Raw genomic sequence first — 22,994 nt, 5'->3', positions numbered from 1 at the left:
TCACAGGTCCAGCAAGGTCGCGTACGCCTGGCGCACCCCACGGTGCCCGCGGAATCCCGCGAGACGGTCCAGAGCACGTCCGGGCTCGAACCCGACGTCCTGCAAGGCCCGCAGCGTCGCGACGGCCTGGGGCGCCGGGAGCATCCGGGCGATGTCGATCCCCGTGCGCTGGACCGACGTGGCCCGGTGGGCACCGACGCGCACCACGTCCGCGTGCGGGAGGGTCGCTTCTGCCGCGACGCGCGCGGGGTGCGGGTCGGTGCGGCGCGCGCCGGTGCGGACCAGCACCTCCACGCGCCCCGGGGGGTAGCGGCCGGTGTGGACCCAGGCAGCGGAGCCGCGACCGATCACGCCCCGCGCGGGGACCAGAGGTGCCAGTGCGAGCGCTCGCACCTCCGGCGTGTCCGAGAGGTCCGCCGGGACGGCGACGTCACCCCACACGACGCGGACGACGCCGTCCCGCAGCAGGCCGAACCAGGCGGCGGCGCCGAGGTCCTCCCGGGTGACGGTGCGGGGCAGGGGCGGGGCGGCCGCACGGAACTCGTCGAGACGGGTGCTCACGGGAGCAGCATGGCGGCCGCTGCGGCCCCGCAGGGGCGCCGGGCTGCATCTGTGGACGGACGAGGCCCCCGCCCGCAGGGGACGAGGCCCCCGCCCGCAGGGGACGGGGGCCTCGGGCCTGTCGAGCCGGTCGTCAGCCGCGCGCGTCCTGTGCGGCCCGCTGGACCTGCTCGAGCCACGCACGACGGGCGTCGAGCGCCGCCTGGGCGTCGGCGATCTTGCGGGCGTCACCGGCGGCCTTGGCGCGGTCGAGGTCGGCCTCGAGCCCGGCGATCGCCTGCTGGAGCTGCGCCGCAGCACCCTCGGCGCGCGCCCGGGTCTCGGGGTTGGTGCGCTTCCACTGAGCCTGGTCGGTGTCCCGGACCGCCGTCTCGACGGCCCGCAGCCTGCCCTCGACGCGCTGGACGTCAGCGCGCGGCACCTTGCCGGCCGCCTCCCAGCGGTCCTGGATCCGGTGCAGCGCAGACTTGGCCGCAGCCAGGTCGGTCACGGGCAGGAGCGCCTCCGCCTCGACGAGCAGGGCCTCCTTGACCTCGAGGTTGGCGCGGAACTCCTCGTCGGTAGCGGCCGACTGGGCGTCACGCGCCGCGAAGAACGCGTCCTGCGCCGCTCGGAAGCGGGCCCACAGGGCGTCGTCGTCCGCACGGCTCGCACGCCCGGCGGCCTTCCACTGCGCCATCAGGTCGCGGAAGACTCCCGCCGTGGCGCCCCAGTCGGTGCTGGACTGCAGCCGCTCGGCCTCGGTCACCAGGTTCTCCTTGACCTGCTTGGCCGACGCGTTGCGCGACTCCAGCTCGGCGAAGAAGTGACGACGCTCGCGGTCGAACGTGGTGCGCGCGTGGCTGAACCGCTTCCAGAGCGACTCCTCCGTCGGCCGGTCGAGGCGCGGGCCGGAGCGCTGCGCCTCCTTCCACTGGTCGAGCAGGAGACGCAGCTGCTCGCCGGCGGGCCGCCACTGGATCCGCGACGGGTCGGTCGAGGCGATCTTCTCGGCCTGCTCGACGATCTCCGTCCGCGCGAGGACCGCAGCCTCCCGGGCCGCGGCGCGCTCGGCCTCCGCGACCGCGCGGCGCTCCGCTGCGGTCGCACGCAGAGCGTCGAGCCGGGCACGCAACGCGTCGAGGTCCCCGACCGCGGCCGGCTCGGCGACCTCGTCCGTCAGGCGGGCCAGCGTCTGGTCGATCTCCTTGACGGACAGGTCCGTCGCGGCGAGGCGCGCCTCGAACAGCGTGACCTTCGCCTGCAGGTCCAGGAAGCGGCGCACGTACAGCCCGAGCGCCTCCTCGGTGGTCGCGCCGGGGTACTGACCGACGACGCGCTCGCCTGCGGCCTCGCGGACCGAGACGTTGCCCTCCTCGTCGACGCTGCCGAACGTCGCGGCGTGGGCGGCCTCGACGGCGTCCTGCGGGGGTGCGACCGGCGCAGCAGGGGCTGCTGCGGCGATCGTCGTCGGCGCGGGGTGGGCCGGCGGGTGCGGGACCGGACGCGGGCGCGGGACCGGTCGAGCCGACGGCGGCGTCGGCACGGGGGAGGACTCCGGCTCGGGGGTCGCGCCCTCGTCAGCCGCCGCGGTCTCCGGCTCGGCGGGCACGTCGACCGACGGCTCCGGCTCAGCGACGGCGTCGGCCGCGGGCTCCGGCTCAGCGTCGGCGTCGGCCGCGGGCTCCGGCTCCGGTGCAGGGACGGACTCGGCCGAAGGCTCTGTCTCGGTGACGGTGTCCGTCGGGGCATCGTCGACTGTGACCTCGTCGGTCGCGACCTCGTCGGCAACCTCCGTCACGGCCGACGCGTCGACGGCGACGTCGCTCACGGCCGGCTCGTCGGCGACAACGTCGTCGGCCGAGGCCTCGGCGACCTCCGCGGGGACGTCGGCGTCACCGGCGGGTGCGTCGTCCTCGGGGGCGTCCTCCGTGACCGTCTCCGCAGCCGCGGCGTCGACCTCGTCGGGCACCACAGGTGCCTCGGGCTGCTCGGCGTCTGCTGCCGGCACGGAGTCGTCGGGCACGGGTCCGGACGTCGGGGTCTGCGTCACTGGATGTTCACTCCCTCGATGATGACGTCGGACACCGGGACCTGGGTCCCTTCGACGGTGCCCGCGTCGGCGATGGCCTGCAACACGTCCATGCCGGACGTGATGTGGCCGAACACGGTGTAGCCACCCGCAGAGTCTGCGGGAATAGGTGAGTCCTCGTAGACCAGGAAGAACTGGCTGCCCATTGAGCTGCCGTCGTCGCCGGTCCGTGCCATGGCGATCGTGCCCGCCGGATAGACGTTGTCCGCCGGCGCGTTCTCGATCGGGCCCCAGGTGTAACCCGGTCCGCCGGTGCCGCCCGTGTTCGTGTCCGCGACGCCCAGTGCCGTCGGGTCGCCGCACTGGAGGACGAAGATGCCCTCCTCGGTCAGTCGGTGGCACTTCGTCGTGTCGAAGTAGCCCTCGCCGGCGAGCGTGACGAAGTTGGCGACGGCCTGCGGCGCGGCGGCGCCGTCGAGCTCGATGCCGAGCTCACCCTGCGACAGGGCGATGCTGCCGGTCCAGGTGCGGTCCTGCGCGAGCGACGGGTCCGGGACCTCGGTGGAGTTCGCGGGCGGGGTGGCGGACGGTGTCGGGTTCGCGGCGGGCTCGTCGTTGGTCAGGGCGAGTGCGGCGACGACACCGGTGGTGAGCACGAGGGCAGCGACGATGCTGCCCGCGATCACGCGCTGGCGATGGCGGCGGGCCTGCGCCTTGGTCTGGCGCTCCTGCCACTTCTCGTACCGGCGGCGCTCGTACTCACGCTCGCTCTTGGTGGACACGCACACGCTCCTCGCGTCGTCGTGCGGTGCGACAGGTCGTCCGCCAGCCGCACTGCATGTAGGGGACCCGGGACAGTCTAGGCAAGGCTTGGCGACGGGCCACCAGCAGCACCGCCGTGCGACATCACAGTCCGGACACGCCGGGCGGCTACCGTGCGTCCCATGCAGGTCATCACGGTCGTGTCCGCGGTCTTCGGGGCCCGGTGCTCCGTCCTCGTCGACGACGAGGGGTCGTGCGTCGTCATCGACGCCGGGGCGGGGGTCACGGACGACGTCCTCGCACTCGTCGAGGAACGACGGCTGCGGCCGGCCGCGGTGCTGGCCACGCACGGTCACGTCGACCACACGTGGGACGCCGCCCGGCTGTCCGAGGCGCTCGACGTGCCCGTCGTCCTGCACGCCGCGGACGTCTACCGGCTCGCGGACCCGTTCGGCACGCTGGGTCTGCTCGGCTCCGCAGGGCCGGCGCACGACCCGTCCGGACCGTTGGCGCAGGCCATCTCCGCCACCGGCATCGACCCCGGCAGCTATGCCGCACCTCGTCGGGTCGAGCCGTTCGGGGCGGTCTCCGACGCCCGCTCCGCGGACTGCGTGCTCGAGCTCGGCAGCCTGCGGGTGGTGGCCCGGCACGCACCTGGCCACACGGAGGGATCGACCCTCTACCTGCTCGGCCCCCTGGCCTTCACGGGGGACGTGCTGTTCGCCGGCTCGATCGGGCGCACGGACCTGCCGGGCGGGGACGACGCGACGATGCAGCGGACCCTCCGGGAGGTCGTCGCGGCCCTGCCGCCCGAGACGGTCGTGGTCCCCGGGCACGGGCCGACCAGCGACATCGCGACCGAGCTCGTCCACAACCCGTACCTCGCGCGTCTCTGAGACCCCGGCCGGTCTGGAAGGATCGGGCCCCATGGCACGACCGACACCCCTGTCCGGATTTCCCGAGTGGCTGCCCGAGGGCCGCATCATCGAGCAGCACGTGCTCGACGTCCTGCGCCGCACGTTCGAGCTCCACGGGTTCGTGGGGATCGAGACGAGGGCGGTGGAGCCGCTGGACCAGCTGCTGCGCAAGGGCGAGACCTCCAAGGAGGTCTACGTGATGCGCCGGCTCCACGAGGAGCCGGGTAGCGAGCCGGACCGCGCCGACACGCTCGGTCTGCACTTCGACCTGACGGTCCCGTTCGCGCGCTACGTGCTGGAGAACGCCGGGCACCTCGCGTTCCCGTTCCGTCGGTACCAGATCCAGAAGGCCTGGCGCGGAGAGCGGCCCCAGGACGGGCGTTTCCGGGAGTTCGTGCAGGCCGACATCGACGTCGTCGGCGCCGGGACGCTCCCGTACCACTACGAGGTCGAGCTCCCCCTGGTCATGGCCGAGGCGCTCGGCGCGCTGCGCGAGATCGGCGTGCCGCCCGTGCGGGTGCTGGTCAACAACCGCAAGGTCGCCGAGGGCTTCTACCGCGGGCTCGGGCTGACCGATGTCGAGGCCGTCCTGCGCAACATCGACAAGCTCGACAAGATCGGCGCCGACGCGGTCGCCGGGCTGCTCGTCGCCGAGGCCGGCGCGTCCGAGGACCAGGCCCGCGCGTGCCTGGCGCTCGCCGCGATCAGCGGGTCCGACGAGTCCGTCATCGACCGGGTGCGCGCTCTCGCCGGTGAGTCGAACGACCTTCTCGACGAGGGTCTGGATGAGCTGGGGGCGCTCATCCGTGCCGCGTCCGTCCGGGCGCCGGGCGTCGTGGTCGCCGACCTGAAGATCGCGCGCGGGCTCGACTACTACACCGGGTCGGTCTACGAGACCGTCATCGTCGGCCACGAGCAGCTCGGGTCGATCTGCTCCGGCGGGCGCTACGACACCCTCGCCTCGGACGGCGCGAACACGTACCCCGGGGTCGGCCTGTCCATCGGCGTCTCGCGCCTGGTGTCCCGCCTGATCAGCCGAGGTCTCGTCACCACCACGCGCTCGGTGCCCAGCGCCGTGCTCGTCGCGGTCAGCAACGAGGACGACCGGGGTCGCTCCGACGCCGTCGCCGCCGCACTGCGGGCCCGGGGGATCCCGGTCGAGGTCGCACCGTCGGCGGCGAAGTTCGGCAAGCAGATCCGGCACGCCGACCGGCGGCGGATCCCGTTCGTCTGGTTCGTGGGCGGGGACGGGCAGGCGGCCGACCAGGTCAAGGACATCCGCTCGGGCGAGCAGGTCGACGCGGACGCGTCGGTGTGGACCCCACCGGAGGCGGACCTCTGGCCGCGCGTGGTGCCTGCTTGACACGCGTTCGAACACATGTTCGCATGAGAGCATGCGATGGGACGCGCAGCGGATCGGGACGGACGACGCAACGGCGCTGCCCGGCCTGACGCTCGCCGGTCTGCAGCGGAGCGTGCGGACGCCTGAGTTCGCGGGCGTCACCTTCCACGAGGTCTCCTGCAAGAGCGCGCTGAACAAGGTGCCGGCAGCATCACGGATGCCGTTCCGATGGACGGTGAACCCGACGAGGGGCTGCCTCCATGCATGTGGTTACTGCTTCGCCCGGCCGACGCACGAGTACCTGGACCTGGACGCGGCGCGGGACTTCGAGACCCAGATCGTCGTGAAGACCAACGTCGTCGACGTGCTGCGGGCGGAGCTCGCGCGGCCGTCGTGGGCGCGCGAGCACGTCGCGCTCGGCACCAACACCGACCCGTACCAACGCGTCGAGGGCCGGTACCGGTTCATGCCCGGGATCATCGAGGCGCTCGCGAACAGCGGCACGCCGCTGTCGATCCTGACCAAGGGCACGCTGCTGCGTCGTGACCTGCCGCTGCTGGCGGAGGTCGCACGCACCGTCCCGGTCGGGATCGGCGTCTCGCTGGCGATCCGGGACGAGTCGCTGCAGCAGGCCGTCGAGCCGGGCACGCCGACGCCCAGGGCTCGGCTCGACCTCATCCGCGCGGTGCGGGAGGCCGGGCTGCCGTGCGGGGTGATGGTCGCACCGGTCCTGCCGTGGCTGACCGATGACCGTGGGCACCTCGACTCCCTGCTGCGCGACCTGGCCGACGCCGGGGCGACCGGTGTGACGGTCCTTCCGCTGCACCTGCGTGGACCGGTGAAGCCGCTCTTCCTCGGCTGGCTGCGCGAGCACGCGCCCACGCTCGTGCGCCGGTACGAGGAGCTGTACGGACGGGGTGCCTACGCACCGCGGGAGTACGTGCGCTGGCTCGACGAACGGGTGCGCCCGCTGCTCGTGCGGCACGGGTTCGCCGACCGGGCGGGTCACCGGGCCGGGAGGTACGAGACGCCCGGGGAGGGGACGTACCCGACCGGGAGCATCGCGTCGGCGGGGCTCACCGTGCTCGAGCCGACGGTCGCGGCGGCGCAACCGGTCCTGTTCTGAGGCGCCGCACGCACGCTCGGGAGACGATGACGGCGTGACGACGACATCCCACCGCCTGACCTTCGACGGGCACATCGCCGGGTTCGGCACCACGGAGGGCACCCGGATCGTCGTGGGCCGGTGGCGCACCTCGGCGCTCGGTCCCTTCACCGACGTGATGGTCGAGCGTGCCGACGGGCTGCGCGTGCTGCTGGCTCCTCGCGACGACGTGGCGGACCTCGTGGCCGGCACGTACGCGTTCGACGCGGTGCACGTGGTGCCGGTGGGCTGCAGGCTGACGAGGCGCGGCGGCGCTGGCGCCTGCGCGCAGGGCCGCTGACGGCGGATGTGTCCATCGGCGCGCGCACCCGACTGGGACGCGTGCTCGGTGCGATGCCGCGCCACGACGCCGTCGCGCCACTGCTCGCCACCGCCGCAGACCCGTTCGCCCGCGTGCTCCTCGACGGCGTCCGCACCCGCGGCACCGCCGGTCAAGGCAGGCGGGAGTGGTACGTCGCCGGCGACCAGCACGCGATCACGGCAGTCCGGGCGCTGTGGGGGTCGGCCGACCTCGGCGCCCTCGCACCCGTCGTACCCCCGGTGCGCTTCGGGTTCTCCTCGGTCCCCGCGGCACCGACCGTGACCCGTGTCCGGACGATCATCGAAATGTCGGCGGGGCGCACGCGACCCGGGCACTAAGATCGTGCGGGCGTCCTCCGGGGCGCTCCCACTCCCGACCCCGAAGGACCTTCCGTGCTCCGCACCCACACGGCCGGCTCGCTGCGAGCCGAGCACATCGGCACCACCGTCACCCTCACGGGCTGGGTGGACCGGCGTCGCGATCACGGTGGGGTCGCGTTCGTGGACCTGCGGGACGCGTCGGGCATCGCCCAGGTCGTCGTCCGCGACGAGGCCGTCGCGCACGGCTTGCGCGCGGAGTACGTGCTCCAGGTCACCGGTGAGGTGGGTCGTCGGCCCGCGGGCAACGAGAACCCGAACCTGGCCACCGGTGAGGTCGAGCTCGTCGCCGCGCAGGTCGTCGTGCTCAACGAGTCCGAGCCGCTGCCGTTCCAGGTCTCGTCCTCCCTCGACGAGACGGTGGGGGAGGAGGCTCGCCTCAAGTACCGCTACCTGGACCTGCGTCGGCCGGCGCCCGCGCGGGCGATGCGGCTGCGCGCCAAGGCGAACCAGGCTGCGCGGCGGGTGCTCGACGCGCAGGACTTCGTCGAGGTCGAGACCCCGACGCTGACGCGCTCGACACCCGAGGGCGCGCGCGACTTCCTGGTGCCTGCGCGTCTGTCGCCCGGGTCCTGGTACGCGCTGCCGCAGTCGCCGCAGCTGTTCAAGCAGCTGCTCATGGTCGGCGGGCTCGAGCGGTACTACCAGATCGCCCGCTGCTACCGCGACGAGGACTTCCGGGCGGACCGTCAGCCGGAGTTCACGCAGCTCGACGTCGAGATGAGCTTCGTCGAGCAGGACGACGTCATCGCGCTCGGTGAGCAGATCCTCGTCGCGCTCTGGGACCTCATCGGGGTGACCGTGCCGACGCCGATCCCGCGCATCACGTTCGCGGAGTCGATGGCGCGCTACGGCAACGACAAGCCCGACCTGCGGTTCGGGCTCGAGCTGGTCGAGCTGACGTCGTACTTCTCGGACACGCCGTTCCGCGTCTTCCAGGCGCCCTACGTCGGCGCCGTCGTGCAGCCTGGTGGGGGCTCGACGCCGCGGCGCGGCTTCGATGCCTGGCAGGAGTGGGCCAAGCAGCGCGGCGCCAAGGGTCTCGCGTACGTCACGGTCGGGGAGGACGGTGAGCTGGGCGGACCGGTGGCCAAGAACCTCTCGGAGTCGGAGCGCGCCGGCCTGGTCGCAGCCGTCGGCGCAAGCCCTGGCGACGCGGTGTTCTTCGCGGCCGGGTCGGTCAACGACGCGCGGGCGCTGCTCGGTGCCGCCCGCCTCGAGATCGGTCGACGGGGCGGTCTCATCGACGAGAACGAGTGGAAGTTCGTCTGGGTGGTCGACGCCCCGCTGTTCAAGCCCACGGGCGAGGACGACGACGTGGCGGTCGGCGGAGGCGCCTGGACCGCGGTGCACCACGCGTTCACGTCCCCGACCCCGGAGTGGATCGACACGTTCGAGCAGGACCCGGGCGCCGCCCTGGCCTACGCGTACGACATCGTCTGCAACGGCAACGAGATCGGCGGCGGCTCCATCCGTATCCACCGTCGGGACGTCCAGGAGCGCGTGTTCGACGTCATGGGCATCGGTCCCGACGAGGCGCAGGAGAAGTTCGGCTTCCTGCTCAACGCGTTCCAGTTCGGCGCGCCCCCGCACGGCGGGATCGCGTTCGGCTGGGACCGGATCCTGGCCCTGCTGACGGGTTCGGAGTCGATCCGCGACGTCATCGCGTTCCCGAAGTCGGGCGGCGGGTTCGACCCGTTGACCGCCGCGCCGGCGCCGATCACGCCGGAGCAGCGGCGCGAGGCCGGCGTGGACGCCAAGCCGAAGGCCGCAGCCGAGGCCTGATGGCGGACGTGCTCGAGGTCCTGCCGCCCCGGTGGCGGCAGGACCGGATGCTGCTGGGTGAGCGGCACCGCTGGGACGCGGTCGACGTGCTCGGCGACGACGACGCGCTCGTCCTGCTGATCGGTGGACCCGACCGACCGACCGTGCTCGGCCGTGGTGCTCCGGCGCAGGTGGACCGGATCGTCGCCGACGCCGACCTCGGTCCCGCCCGCTGGATGAGCGTGCCGCGGGGGTCACGACCGGGGGCGGCGACACTCGACGGTCTCGGTCTCGTGCCGTTCTCCACGTGGGACTGGCTCTCGACGGACACGCTGCCGCTGGCGGTTGCGGGGGAGGGCGAGGTCCGCGCGCTCGACCGCGACCGGGACGCGGACGCCATCCGCGCCTGCCTTGCCGAGGCCAACCCCGACACGTCCGCCGACCCGACGGGTCCGGACGAGCTGGGCTGGTGGGGCGTGCACGTCGACGGTGTGCTCGGCGGGGTGGTCGGCGTGGCCGAGCGTGGCGGACCGGGTGACGCTCGGTCCTGGCACGTGCACGGGCTCGGCGTCCGGCCGGCGCTGCGGGGGACGGGGGCCGGGACGGCCCTCACCGCGGCGGCGGTTCGCGCCGGGCTGCGTTCGGGCGCGTCGTGGGTGTCGCTGGGCATGTACGCCCAGAACGACGTCGCCCGGCGGATCTACCGACGGCTCGGGTTCCGCACCGACGCCGAGTTCACGTCGTTCTCCCCGGCCGGGACGCAGCGCCCGCCTGCCTGACCGTGGGGCGGGTCACCACCGGGTCGGCGGTTCGAGCTCGCCGCTCAGGGACCGGTGGTGTCCGTCGGCGGCATCACGTTCCGGCGCACCCTGGAGCGCACCCGCCCCGGCGTCCACCGGCAGGACGACGGGACGCAGGTCGCCGACGCGTCGCCAGAGCCGCCCCAGCACGATCCACCCCAGCACGGCCACGGTGCAGAGCGCGAGGAACGGCAGCATGGCGAGCGGGGCCATCCCGCCGGTGCCGACGAGGACGGCGACGGCGCGGGCCAGGATCACGGCGAGGACCGTGAACCCGACGCTGGCACCTCGTGCGACCCACCGGGCACGCACGTAGGGCACCCGGTCGACAGCCCACGATCGCGTCACCGTGCCTCCTCAGTGCCTGATCGAGACGCGCCGGTGCGCGCGCCGCAGGAACGGCGGGGCCCACCAGTTGGCGCGTCCGAGGATCGTCATGGTCGCCGGCACGAGGAGCATCCGCACCAGGGTCGCGTCGATGAGCACGGCGACGGCGAGGGAGAAGCCGACCTCCTTGATCACGAGCAGCTCGCCGGCCACGAAGCCCGCGAACACCACGATGACGATGAGCGCGGCCGACGTGATGATGCGCCCGGACCGCTGCAGGCCGAGCCGCACCGCGCGGTCGTTGGGGACGCCCTCGTCGACGAGCTCCTTGATCCGGGACAGCAGGAACACCTCGTAGTCCATCGCGAGCCCGAACCCGAAGGCGATCACCAGCGCGATGACGTACGTCTCGATGCCGCCGGTGGGCGTGAAGTCCAGCACGCCGGACAGGTGCCCGTCCTGGAACACCCAGACGAGGACACCGAGCGACGCCGCCAGCGAGATCACGTTGGTGACCAGTGCCTTGACCGGCACGACGACCGACCCGGTCATCAGGAACAGGAGCACGAGGCACGCGACGGCGACGATCCCGACCGCCCAGGGTGCCCGCTCCATGACGGCAGCGGTGAAGTCGATCTGGGAGGCAGCCTGGCCGGTCACCCACGTGGGGAAGGGTGCGTCGAGGGCGCGGATCTGGTGCACCACGTCACGGGCGACCGCATCGCCGGGGTCGTCGGTGGCGGGCCGGACACCGACCACGACGTAGGAGTCGACCGGGGTCGGCGGGTCGACGGACGCGACGCCGTCGAGGTCCTCCAGGCTCTCGGCCCACGCTGTCGCCTCGTCGAGCGAGGTCTGCGCGACGACCGTGATCGCGGGGGTCGAGGCGGCCGGGTAGTCGCGTGCGAGCGTGTCGACGAACTCTCGTTGGGCGCTCCCCGCGGGAAGCAGCTCCGTCGTCGAGTTCCGGAGCTCGAGGTGAGCCAGCGGGAGCGCCAGGATCCCGAGCACGGCCAGCGACCCGAGCAGCACCCGCCACGGCCGCCGCTGTACCCACCCGGCGAGGCGCGAGAACACGCCCTCCTCTGTCTGCACGTCGGCGGTACGGGCGAGGAGGCCGCGCAGCCCGGGGATGCGGGCGAGGATGCTCGGCCGGATCATGCGCCGCCCCGCGAGGACGAGCAGCGCCGGGACGAGGGTCAGCGCGGTCGCGGCCGCCACGACGATCACGGCGACCCCCGCTGCACCGAACGCGCGCAGGATCGGTGGCTCGAAGACGAGCAACCCGGCGATCGAGATGGCCACGATGAGGGCCGAGAACGTCACGGTGCGGCCCGCGGTCGCCATGGTGCGTTCGATCGCGGTGAGCACGGCCCCGTCACCGCGTCGCCGTCGGCTCCGGGCACCTCCGTCGTCGTCGACCAGGTGGTGCAGCTCCTCGCGGAACCGCGACACCATCAGCAGGCCCCAGTCGATCGAGAGACCGAGGCCGAGCACGGTGACGATGTTGACGACCGACGAGTCGAGGTCGAGCACGTAGGAGAAGCCGAGGAGTGCCGCGAGGCCGCCGGCGATCGACGCGACCGCGCCGACCATGGGCATCCCGGCGGCGAGGAAGCCGCCGAAGACCAGGATCATGATGAGCAGCGCGATCGGCAGCGCGATGGTCTCGCCGGTCCGCAGGTCCGTCTCCACCTGGTCCGTGATCGCCTCGACGATGAGCGTGGTCCCGCCGACGATCCCTGTCGCGTCGGGCGCGACGGCCTCGAGGTCCGACGGGATGTCGAGCAGACGCGTCTCGACCTCGTCGAGGGCCGCCTCCTGCTCCTGCGCCGGCAGGTCCGGTGCGAGCTCGACGACGACGAGGAAGCCGTCACCGTCCTGGGCGACCAGGGGCGCGGCTGCGGGGTTCGCGGCACCGTCCGGCAGCGCGAGGGGATCGATCACCGAGACCACGCCGTCGATCGCGACCAGGTCCTCCCGCGCGGGAGCGAGCGCGGTCGCCACGTCGGGGTCGGCCGGGTCGACGCCGTCGAGCACGAGGGTCAGCGACGGCCCGCTGTCGTCGGCCTCGTCGAGGATGGCGAAGGCTTCCGAGCTCTCGGACCCGGGAACGCCTGGCGCCCCGGTGCTCAGCCGCTCGAACAGGTTCTCCCCGTGCACGCCGAGGACGGCCAACCCGTACCCGAGCACGGCGAAGACCAGCCACGCCACGACGGTGAGGCGGGGATGGTGGGCGACTGCGCGACCTACTCGGGCGAACACGCGGCACATCGTCGCAGGTGGAACGGGCGTCTCGCACACGTTCTCACCCGGACGAGGACGGCAGGCGAGGACAGGGCGGTGTCGCAATCGATGTCGGACCGGGTCTGACGTGGGTGCGCGTGCGTACCCTGCCCGCATGGACCTGTTCGATGCCGTGACGTCGACGGCCTCCGGGCTGCCCGCCGTCGGCGCGGGCGCACCCCTCGCCGTCCGCATGCGGCCGCGGGACCTGGGGGAGGTCGCCGGCCAGGAGCACCTGCTCGTCGGCGGCTCACCGTTGCGCCGTCTGGTCGAGCCTGCCAACGAGGCGGCACGCCGGGCCGCGCCCACCTCCGTCGTTCTCTGGGGTCCGCCGGGTACGGGCAAGACCACGCTCGCGTACCTGATCGCGGCCACGTCGGGGCGCCGGTTCGTCGAGCTGTCGGCCGTCACCGCGGGCGTCAAGGACGTGCGGGCGGTGATCGAGGACGCGCGCCGCCGGCTGGCCACGGACGGCACGGAGACCGTCCTGTTCATCGACGAGGTGCACCGGTTCACCAAGGCGCAGCAGGACGCCCTGCTGCCCAGCGTCGAGAACCGCTGGGTCACGCTCGTCGCCGCCACCACCGAGAACCCGTCGTTCTCCGTGAACTCCCCGCTGCTGTCGCGGTCGTTGCTGCTCACGCTCCAGCCGCTCGACACCGACGACGTCCGCCGCCTGGTGCGTCGCGCTGTCGAGGACGAACGCGGGCTGGACGGCTCGATCGTCCTGACCGAGGAGGCCGAGGAGCACCTGCTGCGCCTCGCGGGCGGGGACGCGCGCAAGGCACTGACCATCCTGGAGGCGGCCGCCGGCTCCGCGCTCTCGGAGGACGGCGCGGTCCCGCCTGTCCCGGTGGACCTCGCGACGATGGAGCGGGCGATCGACGTCGCGGCCGTGCGCTACGACCGCGACGGGGACCAGCACTACGACGTCATCAGCGCGTTCATCAAGTCGATGCGCGGGTCCGACGTCGACGCGTCCCTGCACTACCTCGCGCGGATGATCGCCGCGGGGGAGGACCCGCGGTTCATCGCACGGCGGATCGTGATCGCCGCGGCCGAGGACGTCGGGATGGCGGACCCGAGCGCCCTGCAGACCGCGGTGGCCGCGGCGCAGGCGGTGGCCCTGATCGGCATGCCCGAGGCCCGGATCATCCTCGCGGAGGCCGTCGTGCACCTGGCGACCGCGCCGAAGTCGAACGCCGCGTACCTCGGCATCGACCGCGCGCTGGCCGACGTGCGCGCCGGCCGGATCGGCTCCGTCCCTGCACACCTGCGCGACGCGCACTACCCGGGCGCGAAGCAGCTCGGCCACGGCACCAGGTACGTGTACGCGCACGACCAGCCGCACGCCGTCGCTGCCCAGCAGTACCTGCCCGACGAGCTGCAGGGCACCCGCTACTACGAGCCGAGCGACCGGGGCTACGAGCGGCAGGTCACCGAACGCCTGGACCGGATCCGCGCGATCCTCGACGACCAAGCCTGATTCGGGGAAACCCCGCGCGGCACGGTAGGGTGTCGGAGTCGTCCGCTGGACGGGTGTGGTCTCACGCCCCGGTTCGGACGGCCACCTGGGGCCTTAGCCAGCGTCGAGAACAGACGCGACGCATCCACGGTCGGCCCCACGCCCGGCGGAACATCTCCGCTTCCGGGTGTGACGTCTACAACGACAGGAAGTAACTCTGTGAGCAGCGTGACCCGCTCGCGTCGCCAGGTGCGCCTTTCCCGCGCCCTCGGCCTCGCGCTGACGCCCAAGGCCGTCAAGCACTTCGAGAAGCGGCCGTACCCCCCCGGCGAGCACGGCCGTGCGCGTCGCCGCACCGAGTCGGACTACGCGGTCCGTCTGCGGGAGAAGCAGCGTCTGCGCGCTCAGTACGCGCTGCGCGAGAAGCAGATGGCTCGTGCGTACGAGGACGCCCGCAAGGCCCCGGGCCTGACCGGTGAGGCGCTCGTCGAGAACCTCGAGACCCGCCTGGACGCCCTCGTCCTGCGCTCGGGCTTCGCCCGCACCATCCTGCAGGCGCGCCAGGTCGTCGTGCACCGTCACCTGCTCGTCGACGGCAAGATCGTGGACCGCCCCTCCTTCCGCGTGAAGCCGGGCCAGACGCTCCAGGTCAAGCCGAAGAGCCAGGCCACGGTGCCGTTCCAGGTCGCCGCCGCCGGTGCGCACCGCGACGTGCTCCCGACGGTCCCGGGCTACCTCGACGTGCAGCTCGAGAAGCTCAGCGCCGTCCTGGTGCGAGCCCCGAAGCGCGCGGAGATCCCCGTGACGTGCGAGGTCCAGCTGGTCGTCGAGTACTACGCCCGCTGATCTGAACGCCACCCGGACGCCCCGCCGCGCACCTGCGCCGCGGGGCGTTCGTGCGTGCGGGGCGGGTAGGGTTTCGGCGGGGTCCAGGGCCCCGGAACCAGGAGGCTGGACATGTCGGTGGGTGACGTCGCGGGACTGATCGCCGCGATCGCGTTCGTGCTGCTCGTGGGCTTTCTCGCGGTGCCGCTGATCAAGCTCGGACGCGTGCTGGACGAGACGCGGACCTCGGTCAAGGAGATCACCGACCACACGGTCCCGGTGCTCGACGAGACCGCGACGCTCGTCGCGTCGTCGAACACCCAGCTGGAGAACATCGACACCGTCACCACGGCTGCTGCCCAGGTCTCGGAGAACGTCTCGGCGCTCACGTCGCTGTTCGCCGCCACCGTCGGTGGCCCCATGATCAAGATGGCCGCGTTCTCCTACGGCGTGCGCTCCGCGCTGTCGGGTCTCGCGGCGAGCGCGCGCCGGAGCCGATGATGGGGCGTCGGCTCACCTGGCTCGCCGTCGGCGTGGTCCTGACGGTCGTCGTGGTCCGCAAGGGGCGCTCGGTCGTGGAGACCTACCTGCCCGCCGGGACGACGGACGCGATCGACGGGGCCCAGCGGGTGACGCACGCCGTGGCGTCGTTCCGGTCGACCTTCGCCACGGCGATGGCGCAGCGCGAGCAGGAACTCCGGCACGACCTCGTGGGCGACGTCGACGTCGAGGAACTGCGGGCCGAGCGTCCCCAGCGGGTGGCCGACCTGCGTCGCACGTGGTCCTCGCGTGGCCGCGACGACTGGAAGGGCCCCACCGAGGACCCCGACGACGACGACGGCTACACCTTCTTCTAGGCACGACCCCGACCAGCACCACCCGATCACCACCGATGGACGACGAGGACACGATGCGTACCGCCGAGATCCGCCAGCGCTGGCTCGACTACTTCGAGGGCAAGGGACATGCCGTCGTGCCCTCGGCCTCGCTGATCTCGCCGGACCCGTCCACCCTGTTCGTCATCGCCGGCATGGTGCCCTTCATCCCGTACATGCTCGGCGAGCAGACCGCGCCGTGGCCGCGTGCCACCAGCGTGCAGAAGTGCGTGCGCACCCTCGACATCGAGGAGGTCGGCAAGACCACCCGGCACGGCACGTTCTTCCAGATGAACGGCAACTTCTCGTTCGGCGACTACTTCAAGCACGGCGCGATCACCTATGCCTGGGAGCTGGTCACGGGGTCGCGGGAGACCGGCGGGTTCGGCTTCGACCCCGACACCATCTGGGTGACGGTCTTCCACGACGACGACGAGGCGGCCGACCTCTGGAAGGAGATCGCCGGCCTGCCGGACGAGCGGATCCAGCGCCGCGGGTGGAAGGACAACTTCTGGTCCACCGGTGCGCGGGGTCCGTCGGGTCCGTGCTCGGAGATCTACGTCGACCGCGGCCCCGAGTACGGCGCGGAGGGCGGGCCGGTCGTCGACGAGGACCGCTACCTCGAGATCTGGAACCTGGTCTTCATGCAGTACGAGCGGGGGGACGGGGGCGGCAAGGAGAACTTCCCGATCCTCGGGGACCTCAAGCAGAAGAACATCGACACCGGCATGGGGCTCGAGCGCGTCGCGTACCTGCTGCAGGGTGTCGACAACCTGTACGAGATCGACGAGGTGTTCCCGGTCATCCAGGGTGCGCAGGAGCTGTCCGGCAGGCAGTACGGCGCGGTGCAGGACGACGACGTGCGCATGCGCGTCGTCGCCGACCACGTCCGCAGCGCGCTCATGCTCATGGGAGACGGTGTCACCCCGTCGAACGAGGGCCGCGGCTACGTCCTGCGCCGGCTGCTGCGCCGGTCGATCCGCTCGATGCGGCTCCTGGGCGTCGAGGACGTGTCCCTCCCGACGCTCCTGCCGATGAGCCGCGACGCGATGAGCCCGTCCTACCCCGAGCTCGCGCAGAACTTCGACCGGATCAGCCAGGTCGCGTACGCCGAGGAGGAGTCGTTCCGCCGCACGCTGGCGGCCGGCACGACGATCCTCGACACGGCCGTGCAGACCGTCAAGAAGCAGGCGCTCCAGGTGCTGTCGGGGTCGCACGCGTTCCAGCTGCACGACACCTACGGCTTCCCGATCGACCTCACGCTGGAGATGGCGGCCGAGCAGGGCGTGTCGGTCGACGAGACCGCGTTCCGGACGCTCATGAAGGAGCAGCGGGACCGGGCGCGCGCGGACGCGCTGGCGAAGCGGGCGGGCCGCGCGGACACGGCCGCGTACCAGGACCTGCACAGCACGCTGAGCAGCGAGAGCTCGAAGCCCGTCCAGTTCATCGGCTACACCGACGCCACCGCACGCTCGCGCGTCGTGGGGCTGCTCGTCGACGGAGTCCCCGCCCCGGCGGCCACCGCGCCGGCGGACATCGAGGTCGTCCTCGACGTGACGCCCTTCTACGCCGAGGCGGGCGGCCAGCAGGCCGACACCGGCGTGATCGTGCTCGACGGCGGCGCGCGCATCGAGGTCGACGACGTGCAGGCGCCGGTCAAGGGTCTGTCCGTCCACCACGGTCGGCTGGTCGACGGGACGGTCACGTTCGGGGAGTCCGGCACCGCGACGATCGACGTCGACCGCCGTCGGGCGATCGCGCGCGCCCACACGGCGACGCACCTGGTGCACAAGGCGCTGCACGAGTCGGTGGGGGAGACCGCCACGCAGGCGGGCTCGCTCAACGCCCCAAGCCGGCTGCGGTTCGACTTCCGGTCGCCCTCCGCAACGCCCTCACAGGTGGTCGCGGAGATCGAGGCGCGCGTCAACGAGCGGCTCCAGGACGACCTCGAGGTCACCGACTCCGTCATGCGGATCGACGAGGCCCGTGGCAAGGGCGCGATGGCCCTGTTCGGCGAGAAGTACGGCAACGAGGTCCGCGTCGTCGACATCGGCGACGGCTGGTCGCTGGAGCTGTGCGCGGGCACCCACGTCAAGCGGTCCGGCGAGCTCGGGCTCGTCACCCTGCTGTCCGAGTCGGCGATCGGTTCCGGCGTGCGGCGTGTCGACGCGCTCGTCGGTGCAGGGGCGTACGGGTACCAGGCGAAGGAGCGCGCGCTCGTCGGGCAGCTCTCGGGCCTGCTCGGGGCTCGACCCGAGGAGCTGTCCGAGCGGGTGTCCTCCTTGATCACCAAGCTCAAGGAGTCGGAGAAGGAGCTCGCGTCGCTGCGGCAGGCGACGCTCCTGGCACAGGCGGGCACGCTCGCGGCGGGCGCGGCGACCGTGGGCCAGACCCGGGTCGTGACGCACGACGCGGGCGAGGTCGGCGGCGACGAGCTGCGCACGCTCGTGCTCGACGTCCGTGCGCGGCTCGGCGAGGCGTCACCGGCGGTCGTCGCGATCGGTGGCGTCAGCAAGGGACGCCCGGTCGTGGTCGTGGCGACCAACGCCGCGGCGCGAGAGCAGGGCGTCCGAGCAGGTGCGCTCGTGCGCACGGCGTCGGGCATCCTCGGCGGCGGCGGCGGCGGCAAGGACGACCTCGCACAGGGTGGCGGGACCGACCCCGACAGGCTGGCGGAGTCGCTCGCGGCGGTCGCGACGGCGGTGGGCGGCTGACGTGGGCGCGACACCCGATCCCGGGGTGGTCGTCCGCGGGCCACGGCTCGCGGTGGACGTCGGGACCGTGCGCGTCGGCCTCGCGAGCAGCGATCCCGACGGGCTCATCGCGACCCCGGTCGCCACGCTGGCACGTGCCACCAGCACGAAGGGCCGGCTTCCCACAGACATCTCACAGGTGGTGCGCGAGGTGCAGGAGCGCGGTGTGGGTGTTGTGTACGTCGGGCTCCCGGTCCACATGTCGGGGGCCGAAGGTTCCGCATCGGACGCCGCGCGCGCGTACGCTGTCCAACTGGCGCAGGCCATCGCACCCGTGACAGTGCGGCTGGTCGACGAGCGGATGAGCACGGTGTCCGCCCATCACGCGCTGCAGGCGTCCGGCCGATCCGGGCGCCGCCACCGGCAGGTCGTCGACCAGGCAGCCGCGGTGGTGATCTTGCAGTCCGCGCTGGACGCGGAGCGTGCGTCGGGACGACGTCCCGGTGAGTGGGTCACGATCGACCCAGCACAGCATGCTCCAGTGGCGCGCGGGGGGGCTGCGGGCGACGCACGGACGACGGTGGAGTGACGCGCACGTGACCAACAGCCAGACCGAATGGTGGGCCCCTGTGGAACGGAGTGACGAGGTGAGCGACCTGTTCGGTGGCGACACCCGGGTCGCCACCGCCGAGCGCAAGCCCTCCCGCTCGCGCGGCCGGGCCAAGGAGCAGCGCGAGCGCAAGCGTCGTCGGCGCCGCTCGATCTGGGTGCTCGTCGTCGCGACCCTCATGGTCGCCGGGGCTGCCTACGTCGTCGTCGAGCTCATGGGCGGCCTGTTCCAGGGCGGTGACGGACAGGCGGCCGGTGTCGAGGACTACACCGGCGTCGGGCACGGCGCCGCCGAGGTCGTCATCAAGCCCGGTGACACCGGTGCGGACATGGCGGCGACGTTGGTCGAGGCCGGTGTCGTCGCGACCACGAAGGCGTTCAACGAGGCGTTCGCCGCCAACCCGCAGGCCGCCTCGATCCAGCCTGGCACGTACACCCTGCTGCTCGAGCAGCCCGCCGCCGATGCCGTCGTCGCCCTGCTGAACCCGTCGAGCCGCGTGTCCTTCAGCCTCGGCATCCCCGAGGGCCTGACTGCGAGCCAGATCGCGACGAAGATCAGCGAGAAGCTGGCCATCCCGGTCGAGGAGGTCAACGCGGCGCTCGCCGACCCGGCCGCGATCGGTCTGCCCGCGGAGGCGAACAACAACCCGGAGGGCTGGCTGTACCCGGCCACGTACGACATCGAGCCCAACGCGACGCCCGCCAGCGTGCTGGCGCAGATGACCGCCCAGACCGTGGCCGTCCTCACGCAGAAGGGCGTCCCGCAGGACCAGTGGGCGACCGTGCTGAACAAGGCGTCGATGGTCGAGCGCGAGGCACGGCTGCCCGAGGACCGTCCCAAGGTCGCCCGCGCGATCGAGAACCGGTTGGCCCGGGAGATGAAGCTCGACGTCGACTCGGCGGTGGCCTACGGCCTCGGCAAGCCGGGGACCGGGCTGACCACGGCCGACATGCAGGACGCGAGCAACCCGTACAACACGTACCGGCACCTCGGCCTGCCCCCGACCCCGATCGCGTCACCGGGTTCCGCCTCGATCGACGCCGTGCTGGCACCGGCCGAGGGGGACTGGCTCTTCTGGGTCGCGATCAACCTCGACACGGGCGAGACGCTCTTCGCCACCACGTACGACGACCACCTGGCGAACGTCGCGCAGCTGCGCGCCTGGCAGGAGGCGAACAGCAAGTGACGGACGCCGCCCAGCGACGGGCGGCGGTGCTCGGGCACCCGGTGGCGCACTCGCTGTCGCCGGCGCTGCACCGTGCCGCCTACGCGGCGCTCGGTCTCACGACCTGGCGCTACGACGCCGTCGACGTCACCGAGGACGGGCTCGCTGCCTTCGTCGGCGGTCGGGACGAGTCCTGGGCGGGCCTGAGCCTGACCATGCCGCTCAAGCAGACCGTCATCCCGCTGCTGGACCACGTCGAGCCGCTGGCCGAGGTCGTCGGCGCGGTGAACACGGTGCTGTTCCAGGGGCGCACGCTCGTGGGCGCGAACACCGACGTGCACGGCATCGTGGCGGCGCTCGGGCTCGACCGCCCGGTCACGAGCGCTGCGGTGCTCGGCGCGGGCGCGACGGCGTCGTCCACGCTCGCGGCGCTGGCCCAGCTGGGCTGCACCTCGCCCGTCGTGTACGTCCGGGCCGTCGCACGTGCGGGTGGCCTCATGCGCGCCGCCCACCGGATGGGCGTGACCCCCGTGTACCGCACGCTCGACGCGGCACCCACCGAGATCGGTCGCGCGGACGTGGTGGTCTCGACCCTCCCGCCGTACGCCGCGGACCCGCTCGCGGCTCTGCTCGAGCACGTCGAGGGCGTGCTGCTCGACGTCGCGTACGACCCGCGCCCCACGGCCCTCTCGGTCGCCTGGGCTGCCGCCGGGGGAGCGGTCGTGGCCGGCGAGCAGATGCTGCTGCACCAGGCGGCCGAGCAGGTCCGGCTGATGACCGGGCGCCCCGCACCGCTCGCCGCGATGGCGGCCGCGCTCGAGGACAAACTGACCGCCTGAGTTGCTCAGGCACCTCGACCTCCATGCCGATGTCTACGACAGACATCCGTGCGGTCAGGACCGGCCGCCGGTTCTACCGGAGGGACGCGCGTGAAGCAGCTCGGGGAGATCCTGCTCGACGACGGCCTCGTCACGGAGGCGCAGCTGCTCGCGGCGCTCGACGAGACGCTGGCCCGGGGAACGACGTTGGGACGCACTCTGGTCGAGCTCGGGGTGCTCACGGAGTCCCAGCTGGTCAAGGCCCTGGCCAACCAGGTGGGCATGGACTTCGTCGACCTCGACGACTACCCGGTCGACCGCACCGCAGTCAGCATGGTGCCGGGAGCCCTGTGTCGCCGGTACTCCGTGCTGCCGGTCGCGCTCGAGGGCGGCTCGATCGTGCTCGCGACCTCCGACCCCGGCAACGTGATGGCCGTCGACGACGTGCGGTCGGTGTCGGGCATGTCCGTGATCCCCGTCATCGCCACGCACGACAACCTGCTGCGGGCCATCGACCGGTTCTGCCGCGCCGACGACGAGATGGAAGACCTCTCGCAGGCGTTCGAGGACCAGGTCGACGAGAGCGAGGCCGACCTGTCGAAGATGGCGGAGATCGGCAACGACGACGCCCCCATCGTGCGGTTCGTCAACCTGCTGGTGACGCAGGCGATCACCGACCGTGCGTCGGACATCCATATCGAGCCGTCCGAGAAGGACCTGCGCGTCCGCTACCGGATCGACGGCGTGCTGCACGAGACCCAGCGAGCACCCAAGCAGATCACCGGCGGTGTCATCAGCCGCGTGAAGATCATGAGCGACATCGACATCGCGGAGCGCCGCAAGCCCCAGGACGGCCGCATGTCCGTGGTGCACAACGGACGCAAGATCGACCTCCGGGTGGCCACGCTGCCGACCGTGTGGGGCGAGAAGATCGTCATGCGCATCCTCGACAACTCCACCGCGAGCCTCGACCTGCGGGACCTGTCGTTCCTCGACTCCAACTACGAGGTGTACCGCGAGTCGTACACCAAGCCCTACGGGATGATCCTGGTGACCGGCCCGACGGGTTCGGGCAAGTCGACGACGCTCTACGCCACGCTGAACGCGGTGTCGAAGCCGGAGATCAACGTGATCACGGTCGAGGACCCGGTCGAGTACCGGCTCGCCGGCATCAACCAGGTGCAGGTCAACCCCAAGGCGGGCCTGACGTTCGCGGGGGCGCTGCGGTCGATCCTGCGGTCCGACCCCGACGTCGTCCTCCTGGGTGAGATCCGCGACCACGAGACCGCACAGATCGCCGTCGAGGCGGCCCTGACCGGTCACCTCGTGCTCTCGACGCTGCACACGAACGACGCCCCGTCGGCCATCACGCGTCTGACGGAGATGGGCATCGAGCCGTTCCTCGTCGGGTCGGCGCTGGACGCCGTCGTCGCCCAGCGCCTCGCACGCAAGCTCTGTGGCAAGTGCAAGGAGGCGTACACCCCCACCCCGCAGGAGCTCCTCGCGGCCCGGTTCCCCTGGGTCGACGGTGAGCCGCTGCCGGAGCTCATGCGCCGCGTCGGCTGCGTGACCTGCTCGAAGACCGGGTACCGGGGCCGGATCGCGCTCCACGAGGTCATGCGGGTCACCGAGGAGATCGAGCGTCACGCCGTCGCCCACTCGTCGTCCGCCGACATCGCCGCCACCGCCGTGAAGCAGGGCATGATCCCGCTCCGCGACGACGGCTGGCACAAGGTCGCGCTCGGTCAGACCTCCGTCGAGGAGATCCTGCGCGTCGTCGTCACGTAGGTACTGCCACCCGCCGATGCCTCAAGTCGGGCATCCGCACCGCCGATGAACGTCCAGAACGAAGGCCCGGTGCCGCCACGTCCGTGTCGGTCGAACCAGGCGACCACGTGGAGGGAATGACGTGAGCGAGAACTATCAGGCA

At 72.3% G+C, this 22,994-nt stretch carries 21 protein-coding genes; 16 read left to right on the top strand and 5 right to left on the bottom strand.

Going from position 1 to position 22,994, the window contains the following annotated elements:
• The 3 genes from ASF78_RS02035 to ASF78_RS02025 all read right to left on the bottom strand — a co-directional run bounded on the left by ASF78_RS02035 (position 1) and on the right by ASF78_RS02025 (position 3,354).
• Positions 1-561 (bottom strand): hypothetical protein, encoded by a 561-nt coding sequence (locus ASF78_RS02035; protein ID WP_056584318.1) that lies wholly within the window; start codon positions 559-561, stop codon positions 1-3.
• Positions 562-694: 133 nt separating this feature from the next.
• Positions 695-2,593, bottom strand: coding sequence for a DUF349 domain-containing protein (locus ASF78_RS02030; RefSeq protein WP_056584315.1), 1,899 nt, complete (start codon positions 2,591-2,593; stop codon positions 695-697).
• Complete coding sequence (locus ASF78_RS02025; RefSeq protein ID WP_056584312.1) at positions 2,590-3,354, bottom strand: peptidylprolyl isomerase; 765 nt, start codon at positions 3,352-3,354, stop codon at positions 2,590-2,592. Before ASF78_RS02025 ends, ASF78_RS02030 begins: the two co-directional genes overlap by 4 nt.
• 162 nt (positions 3,355-3,516) lie before the next feature.
• Between ASF78_RS02025 and ASF78_RS02020 the strand changes: the two genes are divergently transcribed.
• From ASF78_RS02020 to ASF78_RS01995, 7 genes are read left to right on the top strand one after another with little or no spacing between them, the layout of a single operon-like run.
• Positions 3,517-4,230 carry an MBL fold metallo-hydrolase gene (locus ASF78_RS02020; protein WP_056584310.1) on the top strand — a complete coding sequence of 238 codons (714 nt, stop codon included), beginning with the start codon at positions 3,517-3,519 and terminating at the stop codon, positions 4,228-4,230.
• A gap of 31 nt (positions 4,231-4,261) precedes the next feature.
• A complete protein-coding gene (hisS, locus tag ASF78_RS02015; protein ID WP_056584307.1) occupies positions 4,262-5,614 on the top strand; it encodes a histidine--tRNA ligase in 1,353 nt (450 codons plus the stop codon).
• 31 nt (positions 5,615-5,645) lie between these two features.
• Entirely contained in the window at positions 5,646-6,719 is a 1,074-nt protein-coding gene (locus ASF78_RS02010; RefSeq protein ID WP_056584305.1) for an Rv2578c family radical SAM protein, read from the top strand.
• A gap of 34 nt (positions 6,720-6,753) precedes the next feature.
• Positions 6,754-7,038 (top strand): hypothetical protein, encoded by a 285-nt coding sequence (locus ASF78_RS23365; RefSeq protein WP_369816295.1) that lies wholly within the window; start codon positions 6,754-6,756, stop codon positions 7,036-7,038.
• Positions 7,039-7,091: 53 nt separating this feature from the next.
• Entirely contained in the window at positions 7,092-7,397 is a 306-nt protein-coding gene (locus ASF78_RS23360) for a hypothetical protein (RefSeq protein WP_369816294.1), read from the top strand.
• A 54-nt stretch (positions 7,398-7,451) separates the two neighbouring features.
• Positions 7,452-9,221 (top strand): aspartate--tRNA ligase, encoded by a 1,770-nt coding sequence (gene aspS / locus ASF78_RS02000; RefSeq protein ID WP_056584301.1) that lies wholly within the window; start codon positions 7,452-7,454, stop codon positions 9,219-9,221.
• Positions 9,221-9,979: a GNAT family N-acetyltransferase gene (locus tag ASF78_RS01995; RefSeq protein WP_056584297.1), complete on the top strand. Its 759-nt coding sequence runs from the start codon at positions 9,221-9,223 to the stop codon at positions 9,977-9,979. The genes aspS and ASF78_RS01995 overlap by 1 nt, the downstream gene beginning before the upstream one ends.
• Positions 9,980-9,991: 12 nt before the next feature.
• Here ASF78_RS01995 and ASF78_RS01990 read toward each other — a convergent pair whose 3' ends face one another.
• The gene (locus tag ASF78_RS01990; protein WP_156373998.1) at positions 9,992-10,348 is read right to left on the bottom strand and encodes a hypothetical protein; all 357 of its coding nucleotides are present in this window, start codon (positions 10,346-10,348) and stop codon (positions 9,992-9,994) included.
• 9 nt (positions 10,349-10,357) lie between these two features.
• On the bottom strand, positions 10,358-12,601 hold the full coding sequence (locus ASF78_RS01985; RefSeq protein WP_056584291.1) for an MMPL family transporter: 2,244 nt from the start codon (positions 12,599-12,601) through the stop codon (positions 10,358-10,360).
• A 127-nt stretch (positions 12,602-12,728) separates the two neighbouring features.
• Between ASF78_RS01985 and ASF78_RS01980 the strand changes: the two genes are divergently transcribed.
• The 9 genes from ASF78_RS01980 (at position 12,729) to ASF78_RS01940 (ending at position 22,852) form a co-directional block, all read left to right on the top strand.
• Entirely contained in the window at positions 12,729-14,099 is a 1,371-nt protein-coding gene (locus tag ASF78_RS01980) for a replication-associated recombination protein A (RefSeq protein ID WP_056584288.1), read from the top strand.
• A gap of 198 nt (positions 14,100-14,297) precedes the next feature.
• Positions 14,298-14,924, top strand: a complete 627-nt coding sequence (gene rpsD, locus ASF78_RS01975) for a 30S ribosomal protein S4 (protein ID WP_056584285.1) — start codon at positions 14,298-14,300, stop codon at positions 14,922-14,924.
• Positions 14,925-15,035: 111 nt separating this feature from the next.
• Positions 15,036-15,404 carry a DUF948 domain-containing protein gene (locus ASF78_RS01970; protein ID WP_056584281.1) on the top strand — a complete coding sequence of 123 codons (369 nt, stop codon included), beginning with the start codon at positions 15,036-15,038 and terminating at the stop codon, positions 15,402-15,404.
• Complete coding sequence (locus ASF78_RS01965; RefSeq protein ID WP_056584277.1) at positions 15,404-15,760, top strand: hypothetical protein; 357 nt, start codon at positions 15,404-15,406, stop codon at positions 15,758-15,760. The genes ASF78_RS01970 and ASF78_RS01965 overlap by 1 nt, the downstream gene beginning before the upstream one ends.
• A 53-nt stretch (positions 15,761-15,813) precedes the next feature.
• Positions 15,814-18,492, top strand: coding sequence for an alanine--tRNA ligase (alaS, locus tag ASF78_RS01960; protein WP_056587945.1), 2,679 nt, complete (start codon positions 15,814-15,816; stop codon positions 18,490-18,492).
• A 1-nt stretch (position 18,493) separates the two neighbouring features.
• Complete coding sequence (gene ruvX / locus ASF78_RS01955) at positions 18,494-19,060, top strand: Holliday junction resolvase RuvX (protein WP_056587942.1); 567 nt, start codon at positions 18,494-18,496, stop codon at positions 19,058-19,060.
• A 58-nt stretch (positions 19,061-19,118) separates the two neighbouring features.
• Positions 19,119-20,267, top strand: coding sequence for an endolytic transglycosylase MltG (mltG, locus tag ASF78_RS01950; protein WP_056584274.1), 1,149 nt, complete (start codon positions 19,119-19,121; stop codon positions 20,265-20,267).
• Entirely contained in the window at positions 20,264-21,085 is an 822-nt protein-coding gene (locus ASF78_RS01945; RefSeq protein ID WP_056584271.1) for a shikimate dehydrogenase, read from the top strand. The genes mltG and ASF78_RS01945 overlap by 4 nt, the downstream gene beginning before the upstream one ends.
• A 90-nt stretch (positions 21,086-21,175) precedes the next feature.
• Positions 21,176-22,852 carry a GspE/PulE family protein gene (locus tag ASF78_RS01940; protein ID WP_056584268.1) on the top strand — a complete coding sequence of 559 codons (1,677 nt, stop codon included), beginning with the start codon at positions 21,176-21,178 and terminating at the stop codon, positions 22,850-22,852.
• Positions 22,853-22,994: the final 142 nt, after the last annotated feature.

This window comes from Cellulomonas sp. Leaf334, assembly GCF_001424195.1.
In the GTDB taxonomy this organism is placed as follows: domain Bacteria; phylum Actinomycetota; class Actinomycetes; order Actinomycetales; family Cellulomonadaceae; genus Cellulomonas.
Note: the sequence above shows the minus strand (reverse complement) of the source record. Positions and strands in the feature narration are given on the sequence as shown.